The following is a 20,741-nucleotide window of genomic DNA, read 5'->3' as shown; positions in this document are numbered from 1 at the left end:
GGCAGCGCGCTGCCAACTCGACCTGCAGAAGTGACGCTTCGGCCTGCACGGGTGACTTCTCGGCGTGGGGCTTGACGGTTCGGGGTGGCGTGTGATCCCCTTCACTCTCATAACGTACTAGTTCGTACATTAAGGATCATCCGGATGAAGAGTGTGTTTCTGGTCGGCCTGATCGGCGCGGGCGTCGGGCCCTCGCTGAGCCCGGCGCTGCACATGCGCGAGGCGGCCGAGCACGGGCTGTCGTACGTCTACAAGACGCTCGACATCACCGATCTGGGGGTCCCGGCAGGGGGAGTGGGCGACCTGATGAGGGACGCCCGGCGCCTCGGCTTCGACGCGCTCAACATCACTCACCCGTGCAAGGAGCTGGTGATCGAGCACCTCGACCGGCTCGACGAGACCGCGGCCCGCCTCGGCGCGGTCAACACCGTGGTCTTCACCGGCGACGAGGCGGTCGGCTACAACACCGACACGACCGGGTTCGGCCACGCGCTGCGTACCGGAATGCCGAAGGCACCACTGGACACCGTCGTGCAGCTCGGTGCCGGAGGGGCGGGCTCGGCCGTCGCCGACGCGCTCGTGAGCCACGGCGTCGAACGCCTGGCCATCGCCGACATGGACATCGACCGCGCCCAGGCCAGGGTCGAGGAGATCCGCCGGCACCACCCGGCGAGCAGCGTCGAGGCGATCCAGGTCGACAAGCTGGCCGCCGTCATCCCCGAGGCCGACGGACTGGTCAACTGCACGCCGGTCGGGATGGCCGACCACCCCGGAACCCCTCTGGACACCGAGCTCCTCCGCCCCGACCTGTGGGTGGCGGACATCGTCTACCGGCCGCTGGACACCGCGCTGCTGCAGGCAGCCCGCGGCGCCGGCAGCCGGACTCTCCACGGAGGCCACATGGCGGTCTACCAGGCCGCCGACGCCTTCAGGCTGATCACCGGCATCGACCCCGATGCCGGGCGCATGCTCGCCCACCTGCGCGAGCTGGCCGCGGTCGGCTGATCTCCAACCGAACAGACTCAGAACAGACATCCACCCCCACCGCCCGCGGTCAGGAAACCGCGGACACACCCTGAGGAGCACCCGATGGCGGGACCTGACATCGAGAACCGCGAAGGCAAGACCCCGATCAGAGCCGCGCTGGCCAGCTTCATGGGCAGCGCTGTGGAGTACTACGACTTCTTCGTCTTCGGCTCAGCCGCGGCGCTGATCTTCCCGCACGTCTTCTTCCCCAGCGCCGGCGACGCCTCGCTGGTGATGTCGTTCGCGACGTTCGCCTTCGCGTACGTCGCCCGGCCGGTCGGCGCGGTCTTCGTCGGTCACTTCGGTGACCGCATCGGCCGCCGGAAGGTGCTGATGTTCACCCTCCTGCTGATGGGTGGCGGCACCTTCCTGATCGGCTGTCTGCCGACGTACGACCAGGTCGGCTGGATCGCCCCGGCGCTGCTGGTGTTCTGTCGCCTGCTCCAGGGCCTCTCCGCGGCGGGCGAGCAGGCCGGTGCCAGCTCGCTGACGCTGGAGCACGCGCCCGACGACAAGCGCTCCTTCTTCACCTCCTGGACCCTCACCGGCACCCAGGGCGGGCAGATCCTGGCCGCGCTCGTCTTCATCCCGGTCGTGGCGCTGCCCGACGACATCAAGTACGGCGTCGGCTGGCGGATCCCGTTCTGGCTCTCCGCGATCGTGGTGCTGGTCGCGTTCTTCATCCGTGCCCGCCTCAACGAGACGCCCGAGTTCGAGGAGGCCAAGGCCAACAACGAGGTCGCCAAGCTGCCCCTCGCCGTGCTGCTCCGCGATCACTGGGTCGACGTGCTGCGGGTCATCTGCTGCGCCTTCATCGCCGCCGTCTCCACGGTCTTCGGCAACCTGGCCATCGCCTACGGCGTCGAGATCGGCATGGTCGAGTCGATCACCCTGTGGCTGGTCGTCGCCGCGAACGTGGTCGCGCTCTTCACCCAGCCGCTGTTTGGCCGGCTCGCCGACCGGGTCGGGCGCAAGCCGGTCTTCATCTACGGTGCCGTGGCCAGCGCGGTCATGATGCCGTTCTACCTGCTCTCCATGAGCCAGGACAGCGAGCTGCTCGTCTTCGCGCTCGCGGTGGTCACCTTCTCCTTCGGCTACGCGGCCGCCAACGCGGTGTGGCCCTCGTTCTACGGCGAGATGTTCTCCACCCCGGTGCGGTTCTCCGGCGTCGCGATCGGCACCCAGATCGGCTTCATGCTGGCCGGGTTCACACCGTCGATCGTCACCGCTCTGGGTGGCGTACGCGAGGGTGGCTGGGTGGTCACCTCCGGCTACACGGTGGTCGTCTGCCTCGTCGCGGTGGTCGCTGCCCTGACCGCACGCGAGACCAAGGACGTACGCACCGCCGACCTCGGCCTTCGACCGCGGACCCTGCAGAAGGTCGCAGTCTGATCCCTGCCGAGTCGGCTCGTCCTCACCAAAAACCTCGCCGAGTCGGCTCGTCAGAACGAGCCGACTCGGCGTGCTCAGCTCCCGCGATGGTGGCGGTGGCGGTTGCGGCGGCGTACGACGTCCTTCAGGTCCGCGACCGGGCCCAGGTGGCCGAGCTTGGCGGGATTGGTGACCGACCGGATCCGCTGGATCTGGTCGTCGAGGATGTCGAGGGTCCAGGTGCCGAGGATGCTGCCGTCGTCGTCGCGGAGGATGGCGCCGGGCTCGCCGTTGAGCTCGCGCTGTTCCAGGCGGGCGCCGATGGCGAGCAGCGGCGGCACCGCGGTGACCAGGATGCGCGCGGCCTTCTCCGCGCCGTAACGGCCACCGACGCCTCCGGCGACGCCACCGCCGTCGTTGACGGTCTCCACATCTGCGGCCAGCAGTACCTGGAGTCGCTCGAGATCACCGTCGCGCAGCGCCTCGAAGAACCGGTCCGCCAGCTCGAGGCGCTTGCGTCGGTCGGCCTCGAACCGCGGCTTGCCGTCGTCCATGTGGCGGCGGGCGCGTGAGGCGAGCTGACGGCACGCGGCCTCGGAGCGGTCCACCGCCGCGGCGATGTCGGCGAAGCCGAAGTGAAAGACCTCGCGCAGCACGAACACGGCTCGTTCGAGCGGGCTGAGCCGCTCGAGGAGCAGCAGCGCGGCCATCGACACCGAGTCGGCCAGCTCGGTCGCGCGCTCGGGGCTCGCATAGATGTCCTCGTGCTCACCGCCAAAGGTGTCGGTCGGCAGCGGGTCGGGGAACCAGGGCCCGACGTACGTCTCGCGACGAACCCGCGCGGAGCGGAGCACATCGAGCGAGATGCGGGTGACCACCGTGGAGAGATAGGCCTTGAGCGAGTCGGGCTCGGTCGAGGTCGCCGCGAACCGGAGCCAGGTCTCCTGCACCGCGTCCTCGGCCTCTCCCACGCTGCCCAGGATCCGGTAGGCGATCGAGAACAGCAGGGGGCGCAGCTCCTCGAACTCGGCTTCAGGCGTCACGGTGGTCCTCCTCGACAGACATCTTGCCCCCTGGGACGAGGTGGCGCCGGGATCTGTGACATCGGCCCGGATGTCACAGACCACGAGCCCCGTACGTCTTGGGGAGCATGAACATCGCACTGTGGATCGTGACCATCTTCCTGACCGCCGGATACCTGGCCGGCGGCATCGCCATGCTCTCGCTGTCCAAGGAGAGATTCCGCAACGCCTTCGACGGGTGGCACTACGCCGACGACTTCCCGGCCTGGATGCTCAAGGCCATCGGAGCGGCGAAGGTCGCCGCCGCGGCAGGGCTGATCCTGCCGGTGGTGCTCGACGTAGCGACCTGGCTGGTGCCGATGGCCGCGCTCGGTCTCGTGCTGCTGATGACCGGCGCGACCACCACCCGGATCATCCGGCGGGAGTGGGGCGCCGCCGGCGGCGATCTGGTCTTCTGGGCGCTGGCGGCCTTCGTCGCGTGGGGCCGGTTCGGACCGTACGCCTTCTAGCGTCGGGCTATCCGCCGAGGCAGACGAAGAGCGCCAGACCGGCGTACGCGAGGTTGACGACGCCCCGCGTCACGACGCCGCCGGTGGTGTCGCTTCGACGGGTGGCACCGGAGGTGTGGCGGAGGTCGTCGAGGTGGACGAGGGTGTAGACGAGGAACATGAGCACCGCCACACCGGCCGCCCAGGGGCGGGTGGACGGGACCAGCAGACCGACCCCGATCACCACCTCGGCGACCCCGGACGCATACACCGTCAGCCGCTTGGCCGGCCACCACTCGGGGACGAGCGGCTCGACCTTGCCCGGGGTGATCAGATGGGCGATGCCGACGACCAGCAGGAGCACGGCCAGCACGATGGCGGCGACGATGACAGCAACCTCGAGAAGATCCACGCTCAGAGGCTAGTGTCCCGCGCCGAGAGTCCGTGCCGTAAGTCGTGCGATGCGTGCGTGCATCGCAAGGCGGCGTCGCGACGGCATACCGGGTGTCTTCCGAGCGATGCCAACGCAGCGAGGTGCGTGCGCAGCGTGCGACTTACGGTGCGGAATTGAGGTGCGGGACACTAGTGGCGCCCACCCGTGGCGTCACCGCATTAGTCTGAACGCGGGCGGCGCGCGACCTGTCCTTGAAGACGACGGCGGACCCGGGGCGCCGGGACTCCATCGCGAGCGCCCAGATCGTGCCGCGGCAGACCAGCTCCTTGACCTTCGCCGCGGGGGCGCCGCGCAGACGGCCGCCGACGGCGGAGTCGTCGCGACGGGCGAAGTTCACCAGACCCAGCCCGCGGCCGATGCTGATGCACTGCCCGACGAACCCGACGCTGACCGGCTCCGGTGTGGTGCCCGCGAGACGCGCCAGCACGGTATCCGCGGCCAGCGGCCCGAGCTGGTTGGCGGCCTGACAGCTCATCCGGTACGCCGAACCCGAAGGCGCCGCGGCGTCACCGGTCGCGATGATCCGGTCGTCGTCGACGCTGGTCAGGGTCTCGTCGGTGACCAGACGCCCGAGCCCGTCGGTCGACAAGCCGCTCGCCCGCGCCAGGTCCGGCGCCGCGAAGCCGGCGGTCCAGATCGTCACCGAGCTGGTCAGCTCGCGACCGTTGTCGAGGCGTACGCGGCCGTCCATCACCTCCGCCACCGGAGCGCCCTCGACGATGCCGACGCCGAGGCGCCGCAGGGCACGCTCGACATCCACCCGGCCCTTCTCGTGCAGCCACGGGCCGAGCCTGTCTCCGCAGATCAGAGTGACGTTCCGGCCGAGATCGCCGAGCTCGGAGGAGACCTCGATCCCGGTCGGACCGCCACCGACGACGACCACCGGCGCGTCGGCCGGTGTCGCGTCCAGCACCGACCGGAGCCGGGTCGCCTCCTCGAAGGACGCGATCCCGCACGCATGCTCCTCCGCGCCCGGCACCCGCATCGCGCCGGTGCTGCCGACGGCGTAGACCAGATAGTCGTACGTCATCTCCTGCCCGTCCGCGAGCAGGATCGTCCGCGCGGGCGCGGTGATCGAGGAGACGGAGCCGACGACCAGACGCACCCGCGGAGCGAGGACATCGGCGTAGGCCACCACGGCGTCATCGGAGCCGCCGGCGAGCTGGTGCAGCCGGATCCGCTCGACGAAGTGGTCGCGGGGGTTGACCAGGGTGATGGCGATGTCGTCGCGCTTGGTGAGACGGTTGGCCGCCATCACCCCGGCGTACCCTCCGCCGACGACCACCACGTGGGGCTTGCTCATGGGATGTTCCTGCTTGTCGATGTTCACACCCCTAGGACCCCAGAGGTCGGCGATCTGTGACAGCGCCGTCCGATTCGGCGGCGGGGAGTCGGGCAACCGGCCGTTGCCCGACTCCGCCGAGGTCAGTCGCCCGAGACCGTGACGGTGAACGCGGCGACGGTGCCGTCGGAGGCGGTGACCGTGCCGCGGTACGTCCCCGGAGCGGCGTACGCGTGAGGTGCCGTGACCGCATAGACCCCGGCCGCGTCGAGGGCGCCGCGGGGCACCTCGGCGGCGAAGCGCGCCGGGACCGGAGCCGAGCCGTCGCCGAAGTCGACCACCGCGGTCAGCGGGCCGGTCAGGGACGACCCGCCGGTGCTGTCGGCGTCGTCGACGGAGTCGACGGCGACTTCGGTGCCGTCCTCGGCGGCCTTGGTCCCGGGCGCGGCGAGCTGGCCGACAGCGATGTCGGTCGATCCGCCAGCGGAAGCCGTCGCGTCGGTCCCCGCGAGCGCCGTCGACCACGGGATCTGCGGGCCGTCGTAGAAGTTGGTCCCGGCGATGGCCAGACGGGTGCCGACCGAGGCGAGCCGGTCCGCGAAGTCGGCAGGAGAACGCAGCGACTCGGCGGTCCAGCCGACCTCGCCGTGCGCCAGCGCGCGCGGGAAGATCATGAACTCGGCCTGCTCGACGCCGCGTACGGTCTCGGACCACAACGGCGCCTCGGTGCCGAGGATGTCCTCGTCGCCGACGCCCGGCACGACCTCCTGCGGGCTCCAGTCGTAGTAGTGCTGGACGTCGCAGTCGCCCGAGCATGCCCAGGACAGGCCGATGGGCGTCTTGGGGTGGTACTTCATGTCGAGATAGGACATGTTGCCCGGCGAGACCAGCAGCTTCGCGCCGTCCTCGGCGACCGCCCGTTTCGCGTGGTCGGTGGCGCCGGCCCAGTACTGCACACCGTCACCCGGCTCGAGGACGGTCTCGGCGTACTCGTTCCAGCCGATCGTCCGCTTCCCCAGACCGTGGACGATCCCGACCGCACGCTCGACGAACTCGACGTAGCCCTCGTGGCCATAGCGCTGCGTCATCGCATGCGACTCGTCGCCGCCGACATGGAGATAGTCGCTCGGCGTCATCGCCGCGAGCTGCCCGAAGACGTGCTCGATGAAGGTGTACGTCGCCTCCGAGCCGGGATCGAGGTAGGAGTAGCCGACGTCGATGCTGCCGTTGTGCGGCGCGGTCGGCTCGGCCTCGGTCGCCGGGTGGCTCGAGCCCGCGGTGTTGAGCTGCGGGATCGCGGCCAACGCGGCGTTGGTGTGCCCGGGGATGTCGATCTCGGGGATGATCTCGACCTCGCGCTCGGCCGCGTAGTCGATCAGGTCGCGGTAGTCGTCCTGGGTGTAGTAGCCGGTGTGCCCGTCGGCGGACTGGTAGGGGTTGCCGAGCACCGCGGTCGCACCCGAGACCCGGGTCAACGCGGTGTAGTCGATGTCGTCACCGGCCGCGCGGCCGGAGTTGGTGATCTCGATGCGCCAGCCCTGGTCGTCGGCCAGATGCAGGTGCAGCACCGACAGCTTCGCGGCCGAGGCGGCGTCGATGACCTTCCTCACCTCGTCGACCTCGAGGAACGAGCGGGCGACGTCGAGCATGATCCCGCGGTAGCCGAACCGCGGGGCGTCCAGGATCGCGACGGCCGGCACGCGCCAGTCCGCGTTGACACGTACGTCCGAACCGGCGAACGCCGGCAGCAGCTGCCGCAGCGTCTGGGTGCCGTCGAAGAGCCCCTGGCGGGTCGCGCCGGTGACCCGGACCCTGGCGGAGCTCGAGGAGAGCCGATAGGCCTCCGGGTTGCCCTCGGCCGCGCCGTAGTCGGCGTCGGGGTCGATGCTCAGGACGATGTCGCGACCCGAGGGCTGGGTGGCGACGACCGGGAGCTCGAAGCCGGTAGCTGGGCGGAGGGTCGTGGCGAGCAGCTCGCCGACCTCCTCGGCGGCCGCACGCTCGGCGCCGCGTACGACGATCCGGGTGTCCTCGGTGAGGGTGAAGTCGGCGCCGCCCTTCGCGGTCACCTGGAGCGGCTTCGGCACCAGGCCGGGGATGGCGGTGTCGCCATGTGACTCCGGCCCGGGCTTCGCCGAGACGGCCGACGTCGTGGCGGCGATGGTGAGGACACCGGCGACTCCGGCCGCCAGTGTTCTCGCGAGAATATGGAAGGGGCCTGAACGAAACATGCACGTACCTCCACGGTTCGTGTGCTCGGTGGGACCTTCGAGGGTAGCGGCGCGGGCGGTTCGGTGTCGTGATAATGCCCGATCGGGGTTTGACCTGGCCCGGAAACCCGCGTTGTGTTAACGCCATGGAAACCCTGTTCATCGGTGGGGAATGGCAATCGGCAAGCGGCGGCGGCACTCGGACGATCCTCTGTCCGGCCGACGGTCGAAGGGTCGGCGAGGTCGACGAGGCGGGCGCGGAGGACGCCCGCGCCGCGATCGCGGCAGCGCGGGAGGCCTTCGACGACGGCCCCTGGCCGGGGACACCGGCCAGGGAGCGGGGTGACCTGCTGCTCAAGGTCGCCGACCTGCTCGAACGGGACACCGCGATCGTGGCCCGCGCGGAGTCGCTCGACACCGGGAAGCGGCTGGTGGAGGGCGAGTACGACGTCGCCGACGTGATCTCGGTCTTCCGTCACTTCGGGCACATCGCCGCCGAGGACGCCGGACGTGTCGTCGACACCGGCTCCAACAGTGTCAAGAGCCGGATCGTGCACGAGCCGGTCGGGGTGTGTGGGCTGATCACCCCGTGGAACTACCCCCTGCTCCAGGTGGCGTGGAAGGTCGCTCCGTGCCTGGCCGCGGGCAACACCTTCGTGCTCAAGCCGAGCGAGATCACGCCGCACAGCGCTATCCACCTGATGAAGGTGCTCGACGAGGCCGGCCTGCCCGCGGGCGTCGCCAACCTCGTTCTCGGGGAGGGCCCGACCGCCGGCGCGCCGCTGTCCGAGGACCCACGTGTCGACCTGGTCTCCTTCACCGGCGGCCTGGCCACCGGTCGCCGGCTGATGGCCAACGCCGCGGCGACGGTGAAGAAGGTCGCCCTCGAGCTCGGCGGCAAGAACCCCAACATCGTCTTCGCAGACTCCGACCGCGAGGCCGCGCTCGACTTCGCGCTGACCGCGGTGTTCCTGCACTCCGGTCAGGTCTGCTCAGCCGGCGCGCGCCTCATCGTCCAGGACTCGATCAAGGACGAGTTCGTCGACGAGCTCGTCGCCCGCGCCGAGCAGATCCGGCTGGGTGGCCCCTTCGACACCGACGCCGAGGCGGGCCCGCTGACCAGCAGCGCCCATCGCGACAAGGTGGAGGCGTACGTCGCGGCCGGTCTGGCCGAGGGCGCCACCCTCCGCACCGGCGGGAAGCGCCCCGAGGGAGCCGAGTTCGCCGATGGCTTCTACTACCTGCCCACGATCCTCGACGACTGCACGACCACGATGAGCGTGACCCAGGACGAGTCCTTCGGGCCGGTGCTCACCGTGGAGACCTTCACCGACGAGGACGACGCCTGCCGCATCGCCAACGACTCCATCTACGGCCTCGCCGGGGCGGTCTGGACCCGCGACGCCGGACGGGCCGAGCGCGTCGCCGCCCGCCTGCGCATGGGCACCGTGTGGATCAACGACTTCCATCCCTACGTCGCCCAGGCCGAGTGGGGCGGCTACAAGCAGTCCGGGATCGGACGCGAGCTGGGGCAGGCCGGGCTCGAGGAGTACCGCGAGACCAAGCACATCTGGCACAACATCGACCCGAGCCCACAGCACTGGTTCGCGCCGCGCTCCCCGAGCACCGGCACCGACACCGCCACCGCGAAGGAGAACTGAGATGTCTACGACGTACGACTTCGTCATCATCGGCGGCGGATCGGCCGGATCCGCGCTGGCCAACCGGCTCAGCGTCGACCCGTCCACGAAGGTGCTGGTGCTCGAGGCCGGGCACAGCGACTTCAAGATCGACCCGTTCATCCACATGCCGGCGGCGCTGCCGTTCCCGATCGGGTCGAAGCTCTACGACTGGGGCTACGAGACCGATCCCGAGCCTGACCTGGGGGGACGCAAGGTCTACCACGCCCGCGGCAAGGTGCTCGGCGGGTCGAGCTCGATCAACGGGATGATCTTCCAGCGTGGCAACCCGATGGACTTCGAGCGCTGGGCGGCCGACCCGGGCATGGAGGCCTGGGACTACCGCCACTGCCTGCCCTACTTCAAGCGGATGGAGAGCCGCTTCCTCGAGGACGGCACCTCCGGCGCCGACCAGTGGCGCGGCGGATCCGGCCCGCTCCACCTCGAGCGCGGACCCGCCTCCAACCCGCTCTTCTCGGCGTTCTTCGAGGCCGCGCAGGAGGCCGGCTACCCGCTCACCGACGACGTCAACGGCTACCGACAGGAGGGTTTCGCCCCCTTCGACCGCAACGTGAACAACGGCCGCCGCTGGTCGGCGGCGCGGGCCTACCTGCACCCGGTGATGGACCGCCCCAACCTGAGCGTCGAGACGTTCGCGTACGCCACCAAGATCCGTTTCGACACCTCCGGCGACGTGCCGCGGGCGACCGGCGTGGACTACGTACGCGGCGTCGGCCGGGCGCGCAAGAACCACTCGGTCCAGGCGAAGGAGATCATCTGCTGCGGCGGCGCGATCAACACGCCCCAGCTGCTCCAGCTCTCCGGCGTGGGGGAGGAGTCGCTGCTGCGCCAGCACGGCATCGACGTCGTACACAATCTTCCCGGGGTGGGGGAGAACCTCCAGGACCACCTCGAGGTCTACATCCAGTACGCCTCCAAGCAGCCGGTCTCGATCGCCCCCGGTCTGGTGTGGCACCAGCGGCCCAAGATCGCCTGGCAGTGGCTCTTCCAGAACAAGGGACTGGGGGCCACGAACCACTTCGAGGGCGGGGGTTTCGCCCGGTCCAACGAGGACGTGGACTGGCCCAACCTGATGTTCCACTTCCTGCCGATCGCGATCCGCTACGACGGCTCGATGGCGCCGGGGCAGGAGAAGGGGCAGCACGGCTACCAGGTGCACATCGGGCCGATGTACGCCGACACCCGCGGTCATGTCCGGATCAAGTCCGACGACCCCTACGAGCACCCCTCGATGCTGTTCAACTACCTCTCGACCGCGACGGACCGCAAGGAGTGGGTCGAGGCGGTCCGGGTCGCCCGCGACATCCTCAACCAGCCGGCCTTCACGCCGTTCAACGCCGGCGAGATGTCGCCGGGGCCGTCGGTGGAGAGCGACGAGGAGATCCTCGAGTGGGTCCGCAAGGACGCCGAGACCGCGCTGCACCCCTCGTGCACCGCCGCGATGGGCACCGGCGAGATGGCCGTCACCGATCCGGGTTCGATGAAGGTGCACGGTGTCGACGGGCTGCGGGTCGTGGACGCGAGCGTCTTCCCCTACGTCACCAACGGCAACATCTACGCGCCGGTGATGATGGTCGCGGAGAAGGCGGCCGACCTGATCGCGGGCAACACCCCGCTCGCGCCCTCCGATGCGCCTTACTACCGCCACCGCGACGACTCGCCGCTGTGGCCGGCCGGGGATCCGCGCAACCAGACCTGACCGACATCCGAGCCGGGCGCCGAGGGTCTAGGCTGCCAGGCACCCTGAACCCGGAGGAGACAGCTCATGCCGGATACGACCGACCCGATGCGTACGACGTTGGGTGAGCCCGCAGCCGACCCGGAGGATGCCCGAAATGTGAAGCCGGAGCTGAACAAGACCGTCTTCTTCGGCTCCGCCGCGGTGGTGATCGCGTTCACGCTGTTCACGCTGCTCGCCCCAAAGACCTCGGGCAGCGCGATCGGGACCGTGGTCAGCTGGATCTCGGACTACTTCGGCTGGTGGTACTTCGCGCTGGCCGCGGGGCTGATCGCGTTCGTCCTGTTCATCTGCCTGTCCCGCTACGGGCGGATCCGCCTCGGCCCGGAGGAGTCCAGGCCGGAATACTCGCTGTTCACCTGGACCGCGATGCTCTTCGCGGCCGGCATCGGCGCCGACCTGATGTTCTACTCGGTCGCCGAGCCGGTCTCGCAGTACCTGACCCCGCCCACCGGCGAGGGCAGCACCATCGCCGCCGCCGAGCAGGCGGTGAGCTGGACGCTGTTCCACTACGGGCTGTCCGGCTGGGCGATGTACGCCGTCATGGGCATGGCGCTCGGCTACTTCTCCTTCCGCCACGGGCTGCCGCTCTCGATCCGCTCCGCGCTCTACCCGATCTTCGGGAAACGGGTCCACGGCCGGCTCGGTGACGGCATCGACCTGGCGGCGGTCCTCGGCACCATCTTCGGCATCGCCACCTCGCTCGGCATCTCGATCGCTCTCCTCAACGCGGGCCTCAACGTCCTCTTCGACATCCCCGAGGGTCGCGGGGCGCAGGCCGGCCTGGTCCTGGTCGCGGTCCTGCTCGGCACCATCTCGGCCATCTCCGGGGTCGACAAGGGCATCCGCCGGCTCTCCGAGCTCAACGTGCTGCTCTCGCTGGCGCTGATGCTCTACGTGCTCTTCTCCGACGACACCGCGTTCCTGCTGAACTCGCTGGTGATGAACCTCGGCGACTATCTCGTGCACCTGCCCGGGATGAGCTTCGACACGATGCCGTACGCCACCGCCGAGAACCCGGACGTCGGGGTCTGGAAGAACCTGTGGACCCTCTTCTTCTGGGCCTGGTGGGTGGCCTGGTCGCCGTTCGTCGGGCTGTTCCTGGCGCGGATCTCGCGCGGACGGACGATCCGGCAGTTCCTGGTCGGCGTGATGATGATCCCGTTCGGCTTCATCCTGCTGTGGGTCTCGATCTTCGGCAACAGCGCCCTGGGCCGGATCCGTGGCGGGGACGCCGAGTTCGGCGAGCTGACCAACGGCGACTACGCGCAGGGCTTCTACGCCTTCCTCGACGCCTACCCGGCGGCGACGCTGGTGATCGCGGTCGCCACCCTGACCGGGTTCCTCTACTACGTCACCTCGGCCGACTCCGGCGCGCTGGTGATGGGCAACTTCACCTCGCGGCTGCCGCACCCGATGGCCGACTGCTCGATCCCGGTGCGGATCTTCTGGTCCTTCGCGATCGGTGCGCTGACCCTGGCGCTGATGTTCGCGGGCGGTGACGCATGGCTGACGACGCTGACCAATGCGACGATCATCATGGGGCTGCCGTTCTCGGTCGTGCTGGCCCTGGTGGCGGTCGGGCTCTATCGATCGCTACGGCTGGAGTCGTTCAAGACCGACAGCGTGCGCTACGCCCTGCCGGCCGCCATCTCCTCGGCTCGGATGGCCGGGGCGGCCGACGGCGGCGTACGTCCCTCGCTCTCGCAGCGGCTGCGCCGCTCGGTCACCTATCCGACCGCCAAGGACACCGAGCGGTTCGTCGCCACCGTGGCGAAGCCGGTCCTCGAGGAGGTCGCCACCGAGCTCTCCTCGCACGGCCTGACCTCGGAGGTGAGCGAGACCAAGGCCGTACGCGGTGTTGCCGGCGTCCTGATCCACACCGATCTGGAGGACGCGCCGGCGTTCGTCTACAAGGTCACTCCGATGCCCTGCCCGGCGCCCACTTTCGCGGTCGGCCGGGTCACGGGCGAGGTCTACTTCCGCACCGAGGTCCATCTCGCCGAGGGCACCCAGGGTTACGACGTCAACGGCTACTCCCGCGAGCAGCTGATGGGTGACGTGCTCGACCAGTACGAGCGCCACCTGTCCTACCTGCACCTCGTCCAGCAGGAGCAGCTGCCGCTCGAGGAGGACAAGGCCTGAGGTTGTGAAGCTGAGAGTGGTCTATGGGCCACTCTCAGCTTCACAACTCATCGACGCAGGTCGGTCAGCTGCCCTCGGGGTCGTCGCCGCCGTCGGGGTAGGACGCGATCTCGGGGCGTGCCACGAGGAAGGCGATGCTGGCGATGAGCCCGCCCCAGACCAGCACGGCCGAGATCACCAGGAACAGGATTGCGGTGGCGCTCATCGGGCGCCTCCCTTCTCGAGGAGCTGCTCGGACGTCGGCCAGGTTTCGAACTTGTCGGGGTCATGACGCCACGCCAGCATGGGCAGCAGGACAGCGCCCGCGACGGCGAGCACGATCGTGCCCCAGCCGGCGACGACGAGATACCAGGTGTCGTAGCCAGCGTAGCCCTCGGTGATCAGCTCGATGATCTTCGCGACCAGGATGTAGGCCAGCACGGCCGGCGAGAGGACGCCGGTGAAGAACAACCACAGCTTGCCGATCCGGAAGGTCGAGACGGCGTTGATGTGACTGGCGAGCTGGTTGCCGTCGCGACGGACCCAGATCACGAAGACGGTCATCACGATCGCCGAGACGACGATGCCGATGTTGTTCGCCCACTGGTCGATCGTGTCGAGCGCCGTGAGCCCGGAGGTCGTGCCGAGCAGCACGATCGAGATGATCGGGAGCACGCCGATCCAGGCGGTCGCCTGGATGCGGGAGAGGCCGAACTTGTCGCGGATCGCCGCGATGACGACCTCCAGGATCGAGATGAAGGAGGTCAGACCGGCCAGGGCGAGGGTGCCGAAGAAGAGGGCTCCGAAGAAGCCACCTCCGGCCATCTCGCTGACGATCGCGGGGAACGTCATGAACGCAAGCCCCACTCCGGTCAGCCCTTCGAGCTCGCCGACGGCCACGCCCTGCTGGTGCGCGAAGAAGCCGAGGGTCGCGAACACGCCGATGCCGGCCACGATCTCGAACGAGGAGTTGGCGAAGGCGACCACAAGACCCGCGCCCGTCATGTTCGAGCGACGCTTCCGGTAGGACGAGTAGGTCAGCATGATGCCGAAGGCGATCGACAGCGAGAAGAACACCTGGCTGTACGCAGCGGCCCACACGCTCGGGTCCGCCAGGGCCCCGAAGTCAGGGGTGAAGAAGGCGTTCAGCCCGTCGACCGCGCCCGGCAGGAACAGCGCTCGGATCACGAGGGCGAGGAAGAAGAAGATGAGCGCCGGCATGATGATGACGTTCGCCCGCTGCACGCCCTTGACCACGCCCGCGCCGAGGACGACGAGAAGCACGACCCACATGAGCACGAGCGGGATGAGCACGCCAGGAACGAAGTCGAGGGTGAACGGAGAGCTCGAGGCCTTGAGGTAGTCGCCGACGAAGAACGCTGTGGGATCGTCGCCCCAGCGCTGGTCGAAGGAGAAGATGAAGTAGCTGGCCGCCCAGGCGAGCACGCCTGCGTAGTAGACGGCGATGGCGGCCGCGATGACGACCTGGAACCAGCCGAGCCCCTCACCGAACTTGCCCGCCAGGCGGCGGAGCGCGAGCGGGGCCGACCCGCGGTAGCGGTGTCCGATCGCGTAGTCGAGGAAGAGGATCGGGATTCCCGCGGTGATCAGGGCGACGAGGTAGGGGATGAGGAACGCCCCGCCGCCCGACTCATAGGCGACTCCTGGGAATCGCCAGATGTTTCCGAGTCCGACCGCGGATCCGATAGCGGACAGGATGAAGCCGATCTGGCCCGTCCACTGCTCGCGTTCGGGCACGGCAGCGTTCGTGTTCGGTGATCGCGTCATTGCGCTCCTCACAGTTCTCGTGGCGCCACGGGGTGTGTAGCGCTGGAATGCGAAAGACTATGACGTGTCGGCAGCATCCGAACACCCGCCCGGTCAAACCCGTGCTATGTGAGGCAGGAGCAGTTGTCGTCCGAGGGCCTGTACGGAGGAGGATCTCAGCGAAGCAGGTCGGTCAGGTCGATCTTGACCGGGTAGGGCAGCGGCACGTCGAGACGGTCCCGGAAGATCCCGATCGGGACGTACGCACCGGTCAGATCGTCGCGCTCGTAGACATGGATCGCGGGCGCGCCGTCCTCGTTCTCGATGCGCCAGTAGTGGTCGATGCCCGCGTCTGCGTACTTCTGTGGCTTCACCGCCCGGTCGCGGTGCTCGGACTCGGGCGAGACGACCTCGACGACCAGGGCCACCGTGTCGGCGTGATAGAACGACGCCTCGTCGGCGATCCGCGCCGTGCTGACCAGCACGTCCGGCTCAGGTCGGTTGCGGCGGTCCAGCACCACCGTCAGCTCACGGTCCACCTCGAACCCATCGGGTGCCTGAGCAGTCAGCGCGTTAGTCAGCGCCGTCACGAGTCGGCTGTGCCAGCGGCGCTGCGGTGACATATTGAAGACCAACGCTCCGTCGATAAGCTCGGTATGACGCGGTGCCTCGACGAGCATGTCAAGGTCTTCGGAGAACCAACCCTCCTCGCGGGGAGGGTGCATCCAGGCGGGCAACGCGGTCATGCTTCGAGGATACCGCGTGCTTCGGCTGCGGGTGGTCGAGCTTGTCGAGACCACCTATGCGGAAACCTCGCATAGCGACTGTGCTTCGTTTTGGGGGTTCGCCGCCGACCCGGTCCTTGATTGTTTCTCGCCTGTATCGGGGCTCCCGTCCCGAGCCGAGCTCAGGGTGCGTGATGTGCTGTTCGTCCACGCGCTCGCCGCGTGACCCGCGACCCGCGAGGTCGAGCGGGCTGAGACGGCGGGGGTGGGCTCAGTCGAACTCGATGAGGCGGCCGTCCTGGTGCATGACGCAGCCGCGGCCGATCCAGGCGACGGCGTGGTCCTTGTCGCCGACGGCGATGTGGGAGTAGCTGGGTGGGACCCAGACGAGGTCGTAGGCGAGGTTGCCGAGGGCTTCCGCGGTGGCGCGGACGACATCGTCGGAGGGGTCGAGGGTGCGTACGGCCTCCTCGACGGAGTCGAAGTACTTCCGACCCGTCTCGGAGAGCTCGTTGGCGCACCAGGTGCAGGTGCCGAGGGAGGCGACCTGCTCTGGGGAGGCGATAACCGGGGCATCCAGACCGAGAAGCTGGGGGCACGCCCGGACGTGGAGGAGACGCCCGGTGGCGTGTGCCACGAAGAGGGTCTCCGGAGTCTCGGTCGACATCACGCGCCGAGAGTAGTGGAGCGCCGACGTCCGTGGAGCCGTCTTGCGCGATCGAGACCCCCGCAGGTGCGAGCGGTTGGGCACCCCTCCCTAGGGTGGGCGGATCCCCAACACGAAGGAGCCCCACGATGGAGCCCGTCGACCTGGCCCTGCTGATCCTGCGCGTCGCCCTCGGGGCAACGTTGGTCGCCCATGGAGTCAACCACTGGCGGGGCGGAGGCAAGATCGCCGGCACCGCCGGCTGGTTCGAGAGTCTCGGCCTGCGTCAGCCCAAGCTCCAGGCGTGGGCGAGCGTGGTGACCGAGATCGGTGCCGGCGTACTCCTGATCCTGGGTCTCATCACGCCGCTCGCCGCCGCCGGCCTCGTCGGGGTGATGCTCGTCGCGATGATCCTGGCGCACCGTGGGAACGGCTTCTTCATCTTCAACAGCGGCTGGGAGTACGTCATGGTGCTGATCGTGGCCGGTGGCGTGCTCGGCGTGACCGGACCCGGCGTCATCTCCCTGGACTCCGCGATCGGGATCGTCTACGACGGCTGGATCGGTGGCGCGGTGGCGCTCGGTGCCGGAGTGCTCGGTGCGGCTCTGCTGCTGGCTGCCTTCTGGCGCCCGGGCAAGCCTGCCGCCGCGGAGGCCGCGGTTGCTGAGGAGCCCGTCGAGGACGCCTCGCCCGAGGACGTCACCGCGGCGTCCGAGAAGGACTGAGCGGACCCACTCCGGCGCCGTCGGTGTGGTCCAGGTCACGTACGATTCGGGGCATGGCGCACTACCAACAGCGCGGGCACATCCCGCCCAAGCGGCACACCCAACACCGCGACGGAGAAGGGAATCTCTACTACGAAGAGCTGATGGGTGAGGAGGGGTTCTCCTCGGACTCCTCCTTGCTCTACCACCGCCATATCCCCTCGGCGGTGACGGACGTACGCATCTGGGAGCTGCCCGACCACGGCACGACTCCCAACCACCCGCTGCGCCCGATGCACCTCGGGCTGCACGACCTCGTCGACGGTGAGGACTGGAAGGGGCACGACGCGGTGACCGGGCGCCGGTTGGTGCTCGGCAACGGCGACGTACGCATCCACTACGCGGTGGCGGGGGAGACCTCGCCGCTCTACCGCAACGCGATCGGCGACGAGTGTGTCTACGTCGAGGCCGGGAGCGGTGTCGTGGAGACCGTCTTCGGGAACCTGGAGGTCGGTGAGGGCGACTATGTGCTGATCCCGCGCGCCACCACACACCGGTGGGTGCCGAGCGGCGACGCTCCGTTGCGCGTCTACGCGATCGAGGCGAACTCCCACATCGCCCCGCCGAAGCGCTACCTCTCCCGGTTCGGCCAGCTCCTCGAGCACGCGCCCTACTGCGAGCGCGACCTCCGGCTCCCGACCGATCCGCGGATCACCGACGGGGCCGAGGTCGAGGTCTACATCAAGCACCGCGGACCCGGAACCGGCGGCATCGCCGGCTCGATCCACGTCACCCCGCAGCACCCGTTCGACGTCGTCGGCTGGGACGGCTGCCTCTATCCCTACGTCTTCAACATCGCCGACTACATGCCGATCACGGGGAAGGTGCACCAGCCGCCGCCCGCGCATCAGGTCTTCGAGGGGAACAACTTCGTGATCTGCAACTTCGTGCCGCGCAAGGTCGACTACCACGAGCTCGCGGTGCCGGTGCCCTACTACCACTCCAACGTCGACTCCGACGAGGTGATGTTCTACGTCGGCGGCGACTACGAGGCCCGCAAGGGCTCCGGGATCGGCATCGGCTCGATCACCCTCCACCCCGGCGGTCATGCCCACGGGCCGCAGCCCGGCGCCATGGAGCGCAGCCTGGGCGCGGAGTTCTTCGACGAGCTCGCGGTCATGGTCGACACCTTCCGGCCACTGGAGGTCGGCGAGGCAGGTGCCGCGGTCGATGACGGCAAGTACGCCTGGACCTGGGCAGGGGGTCGCAAGTGAGCTTGTGGCTGGACATCAAGGACAGTCAGTTCGGCCTCGAGGCGCTTCCGTACGCCACCTTCCGCACCGCCGGGGATCCTGCACCGCGGCTCGGGGCGCGGATCGGTGACCTCGTGCTGGATGTCGCCGCCGCGGCCGAGGGCCTGGCCGAGCACTGTGAGGGCGGGCTCGACGGGCTGCTCGCGGCCGGGCCCGAGGTGTGGGCTCAGGTGCGCGCGGAGGTGACCCGGCTGCTCAGCGATCCGGCCTGCGAGGCCGAGGTCGGACCGCATCTGGTCCCGCTGGCGGAGGCCGAGCTGCTGCTGCCGTTCACGGTGGCCGACTACGTCGACTTCTACGCCTCCGAGCACCACGCCTCCAACGTCGGGAAGATGTTCCGCCCCGACTCCGAGCCGCTGACGCCCAACTGGAAACACCTGCCGATCGGCTACCACGGCCGCGCGGGCACGGTGGTGGTCTCCGGTACGGACGTCGTACGTCCTCGCGGACTGCGGAAGACACCCGAGGGGATCGTCGACGGACCCTCGATCCGGCTCGACATCGAGGCCGAGCTGGGGTTCGTGGTCGGTTCGGGCTCGGATCAGGGCACCCCGGTTCCGCTCGCGGAGGCAGCAGACCACATCTTCGGGGTCACGCTCCTCAACGACTGGTCCGCGCGCGACATCCAGGCCTGGGAGTACGTCCCGCTGGGGCCGTTCCTCGGCAAGTCGTTCGCCACCTCGATCTCGCCGTGGGTGCTCCCGCTCGCGGCGCTCGAGGCGGCACGCGTGCAGCCTCCGGACCGAGACGTTCCGCTGGTCGGCTACCTGGACGACTCCGCTCTGGACCCCTGGGCCCTCGACCTCGCTCTCGAGGTGCGGGTCAACGGGTCGCTGGTCTCCGAGCCGCCGTACGCCACGATGTACTGGACCGCCCCGCAGATGCTCGCGCACATGACCGCCAACGGCGCCTCATTGCGCGCCGGTGACCTGTTCGCCAGCGGCACGATCAGCGGACCCGAGCCTGGCCAGCGCGGCTCGCTCCTCGAGATCAGCTGGTCCGGGGCCGAGCCGTTCAAGCTGGACGACGGGTCGGTGCGTACGTTCCTGGAGGACGGCGACGAGGTCACCATCACCGCCACCGCGCCCGCGCCCGGCGGTGGCCGGATCGCGCTCGGCGAGGTCAGCGGGCGGATCCTGCCCGCGAAGGAGCGCCCGTGACGACGGTCTATGAGTTCACGCCCCGCTACGTCGAGGTCGACATGCAGGGGGTGGTGTTCAACGGCTGGTACCTCACCTACGTCGACGAGGCGATGACCCACTTCATCGACACCCGCGGAGTGCCGTACACCCGCTGGCAGGAGCTCGGCGTCGACGTCCAGCTCGCCCACGCGGACCTGGACTGGAAGGGTGGCATCGGCTTCGGCGACAGGGTCCAGGTGCCGGTGCGCACCTCTCGGATCGGCACCAAGAGCTTCACGCTCGAGTTCGAGTTCCGCCGCGGCGAGGAGGTCACCTGCGCCGTGTCGGTCGTCTACGTGGTCGTCGCGGCCGACGGTTCTGGGTCGACCGCCATCCCGCCGGAGATCATCGCCGCGATCGAGTGAGTCCCGAGCAAGAACGGTCAAGCAGCGTGGGGCTCGTCGGTGTGAGACTCGTCGTGTGCTCGAGACAGAAGAAGAGATCGCCGACCTGCAACACCTGCTGGATGCCTCGATCAGTCGCGCGGGCGGCCATCTGACCGGGATCGTCAGCGACGAGAGCCGTCTCGATGCCCGTCAGCTCGTCACCGAGCTGACGGGCATGAAGGTGCTGGTGCTGGCCACCGTGACCGCTCACGGCGAGCCGCGGACGAGCTGCGTAGACGGGCACTTCCGACACGGTCGTTGGCTGTTCGGGACCGCTCCCACCGCGGTCAAGGCCAAGCACCTGATCGCCCGGCCGGCGGTCAGCGCGACCCATGTCGACGGGGAGCGGATCGGCGTCTTCACCCACGGCAGGGCGCAGGTGTTCACCGAGGGGCCGGAGTTCGAGGCCCACAACGCCTACTTCACCGAGTTCTACGATTCCGACCCGCAGAGCTGGGACGAGGCCGGGGTCGTCTACGCCACCATCGAGCCGGGCTGGATGGTGGCTTATGCGGCGGGGGCCTCCGCGTTTCCGGCGGGCTGAAACAACTTACGGCCGAGTCGGCGCATCCGCCCCCTCTCGCTTGCTTCGCTTCGCGAGGCA

At 69.0% G+C, this 20,741-nt stretch carries 19 protein-coding genes; 11 read left to right on the top strand and 8 right to left on the bottom strand.

The window, feature by feature from the left end:
* The first annotated feature begins 144 nt into the window (after positions 1-144).
* Together ACRDPS_RS02295 and ACRDPS_RS02290 are read left to right on the top strand one after the other, a co-directional pair.
* A complete protein-coding gene (locus tag ACRDPS_RS02295) occupies positions 145-1,005 on the top strand; it encodes a shikimate dehydrogenase (RefSeq protein WP_431499999.1) in 861 nt (286 codons plus the stop codon).
* A gap of 84 nt (positions 1,006-1,089) precedes the next feature.
* Positions 1,090-2,418: an MFS transporter gene (locus ACRDPS_RS02290; protein ID WP_431499998.1), complete on the top strand. Its 1,329-nt coding sequence runs from the start codon at positions 1,090-1,092 to the stop codon at positions 2,416-2,418.
* A gap of 74 nt (positions 2,419-2,492) precedes the next feature.
* Here the strand turns inward: ACRDPS_RS02290 and sigJ are convergent, their stop codons facing one another.
* Positions 2,493-3,440: an RNA polymerase sigma factor SigJ gene (gene sigJ, locus ACRDPS_RS02285; RefSeq protein ID WP_431499997.1), complete on the bottom strand. Its 948-nt coding sequence runs from the start codon at positions 3,438-3,440 to the stop codon at positions 2,493-2,495.
* Positions 3,441-3,547: 107 nt separating this feature from the next.
* Here sigJ and ACRDPS_RS02280 point away from each other — a divergent pair, with 107 nt between their 5' ends.
* Positions 3,548-3,928, top strand: coding sequence for a DoxX family protein (locus ACRDPS_RS02280; RefSeq protein ID WP_431499996.1), 381 nt, complete (start codon positions 3,548-3,550; stop codon positions 3,926-3,928).
* A 7-nt stretch (positions 3,929-3,935) separates the two neighbouring features.
* On the opposite strand, the gene ACRDPS_RS02275 is transcribed toward ACRDPS_RS02280, so the two are convergent.
* The 3 genes from ACRDPS_RS02275 to ACRDPS_RS02265 form a co-directional block, all read right to left on the bottom strand.
* Positions 3,936-4,319 (bottom strand): DoxX family protein, encoded by a 384-nt coding sequence (locus ACRDPS_RS02275; RefSeq protein ID WP_431499995.1) that lies wholly within the window; start codon positions 4,317-4,319, stop codon positions 3,936-3,938.
* Between the two features lie 142 nt (positions 4,320-4,461).
* On the bottom strand, positions 4,462-5,664 hold the full coding sequence (locus ACRDPS_RS02270) for an NAD(P)/FAD-dependent oxidoreductase (RefSeq protein WP_431499994.1): 1,203 nt from the start codon (positions 5,662-5,664) through the stop codon (positions 4,462-4,464).
* 122 nt (positions 5,665-5,786) lie between these two features.
* Complete coding sequence (locus tag ACRDPS_RS02265) at positions 5,787-7,874, bottom strand: family 20 glycosylhydrolase (protein ID WP_431499993.1); 2,088 nt, start codon at positions 7,872-7,874, stop codon at positions 5,787-5,789.
* 125 nt (positions 7,875-7,999) lie between these two features.
* On the opposite strand from ACRDPS_RS02265, the gene ACRDPS_RS02260 reads away from it, so the two are divergent.
* The 3 genes from ACRDPS_RS02260 to betT all read left to right on the top strand — a co-directional run bounded on the left by ACRDPS_RS02260 (position 8,000) and on the right by betT (position 13,436).
* On the top strand, positions 8,000-9,514 hold the full coding sequence (locus ACRDPS_RS02260; protein WP_431499992.1) for an aldehyde dehydrogenase family protein: 1,515 nt from the start codon (positions 8,000-8,002) through the stop codon (positions 9,512-9,514).
* Position 9,515: 1 nt separating this feature from the next.
* On the top strand, positions 9,516-11,252 hold the full coding sequence (betA, locus tag ACRDPS_RS02255; protein ID WP_431499991.1) for a choline dehydrogenase: 1,737 nt from the start codon (positions 9,516-9,518) through the stop codon (positions 11,250-11,252).
* Between the two features lie 66 nt (positions 11,253-11,318).
* Positions 11,319-13,436, top strand: a complete 2,118-nt coding sequence (gene betT / locus ACRDPS_RS02250; protein WP_431499990.1) for a choline BCCT transporter BetT — start codon at positions 11,319-11,321, stop codon at positions 13,434-13,436.
* A gap of 64 nt (positions 13,437-13,500) precedes the next feature.
* Here the strand turns inward: betT and ACRDPS_RS02245 are convergent, their stop codons facing one another.
* The 4 genes from ACRDPS_RS02245 to ACRDPS_RS02230 all read right to left on the bottom strand — a co-directional run bounded on the left by ACRDPS_RS02245 (position 13,501) and on the right by ACRDPS_RS02230 (position 16,577).
* Positions 13,501-13,641, bottom strand: a complete 141-nt coding sequence (locus tag ACRDPS_RS02245; protein ID WP_431499989.1) for a MetS family NSS transporter small subunit — start codon at positions 13,639-13,641, stop codon at positions 13,501-13,503.
* The gene (locus ACRDPS_RS02240) at positions 13,638-15,203 is read right to left on the bottom strand and encodes a sodium-dependent transporter (protein WP_431499988.1); all 1,566 of its coding nucleotides are present in this window, start codon (positions 15,201-15,203) and stop codon (positions 13,638-13,640) included. The genes ACRDPS_RS02245 and ACRDPS_RS02240 overlap by 4 nt, the downstream gene beginning before the upstream one ends.
* Before the next feature lie 155 nt (positions 15,204-15,358).
* Positions 15,359-15,928, bottom strand: coding sequence for a Uma2 family endonuclease (locus ACRDPS_RS02235; RefSeq protein WP_431499987.1), 570 nt, complete (start codon positions 15,926-15,928; stop codon positions 15,359-15,361).
* A gap of 250 nt (positions 15,929-16,178) precedes the next feature.
* Positions 16,179-16,577, bottom strand: coding sequence for a hypothetical protein (locus ACRDPS_RS02230; protein WP_431499986.1), 399 nt, complete (start codon positions 16,575-16,577; stop codon positions 16,179-16,181).
* Positions 16,578-16,702: 125 nt separating this feature from the next.
* Here ACRDPS_RS02230 and ACRDPS_RS02225 point away from each other — a divergent pair, with 125 nt between their 5' ends.
* The 5 genes from ACRDPS_RS02225 to ACRDPS_RS02205 are packed head-to-tail and all read left to right on the top strand — an operon-like array spanning position 16,703 to position 20,681.
* Positions 16,703-17,278 (top strand): DoxX family protein, encoded by a 576-nt coding sequence (locus tag ACRDPS_RS02225; RefSeq protein ID WP_431499985.1) that lies wholly within the window; start codon positions 16,703-16,705, stop codon positions 17,276-17,278.
* Between the two features lie 53 nt (positions 17,279-17,331).
* A complete protein-coding gene (locus tag ACRDPS_RS02220; protein ID WP_431499984.1) occupies positions 17,332-18,531 on the top strand; it encodes a homogentisate 1,2-dioxygenase in 1,200 nt (399 codons plus the stop codon).
* Complete coding sequence (gene fahA, locus ACRDPS_RS02215; RefSeq protein WP_431499983.1) at positions 18,528-19,730, top strand: fumarylacetoacetase; 1,203 nt, start codon at positions 18,528-18,530, stop codon at positions 19,728-19,730. Before ACRDPS_RS02220 ends, fahA begins: the two co-directional genes overlap by 4 nt.
* Complete coding sequence (locus ACRDPS_RS02210; RefSeq protein WP_431499982.1) at positions 19,727-20,116, top strand: acyl-CoA thioesterase; 390 nt, start codon at positions 19,727-19,729, stop codon at positions 20,114-20,116. The genes fahA and ACRDPS_RS02210 overlap by 4 nt, the downstream gene beginning before the upstream one ends.
* 55 nt (positions 20,117-20,171) lie before the next feature.
* A complete protein-coding gene (locus tag ACRDPS_RS02205) occupies positions 20,172-20,681 on the top strand; it encodes a pyridoxamine 5'-phosphate oxidase family protein (protein ID WP_431499981.1) in 510 nt (169 codons plus the stop codon).
* Positions 20,682-20,741 lie beyond the last annotated feature (60 nt).

Source organism: Nocardioides sp., from assembly GCF_050699375.1.
In the GTDB taxonomy this organism is placed as follows: Bacteria; Actinomycetota; Actinomycetes; order Propionibacteriales; family Nocardioidaceae; genus Nocardioides.
The sequence above is the reverse complement of the archived record's forward strand: the minus strand, read 5'-3'. Positions and strand labels throughout refer to the sequence as shown.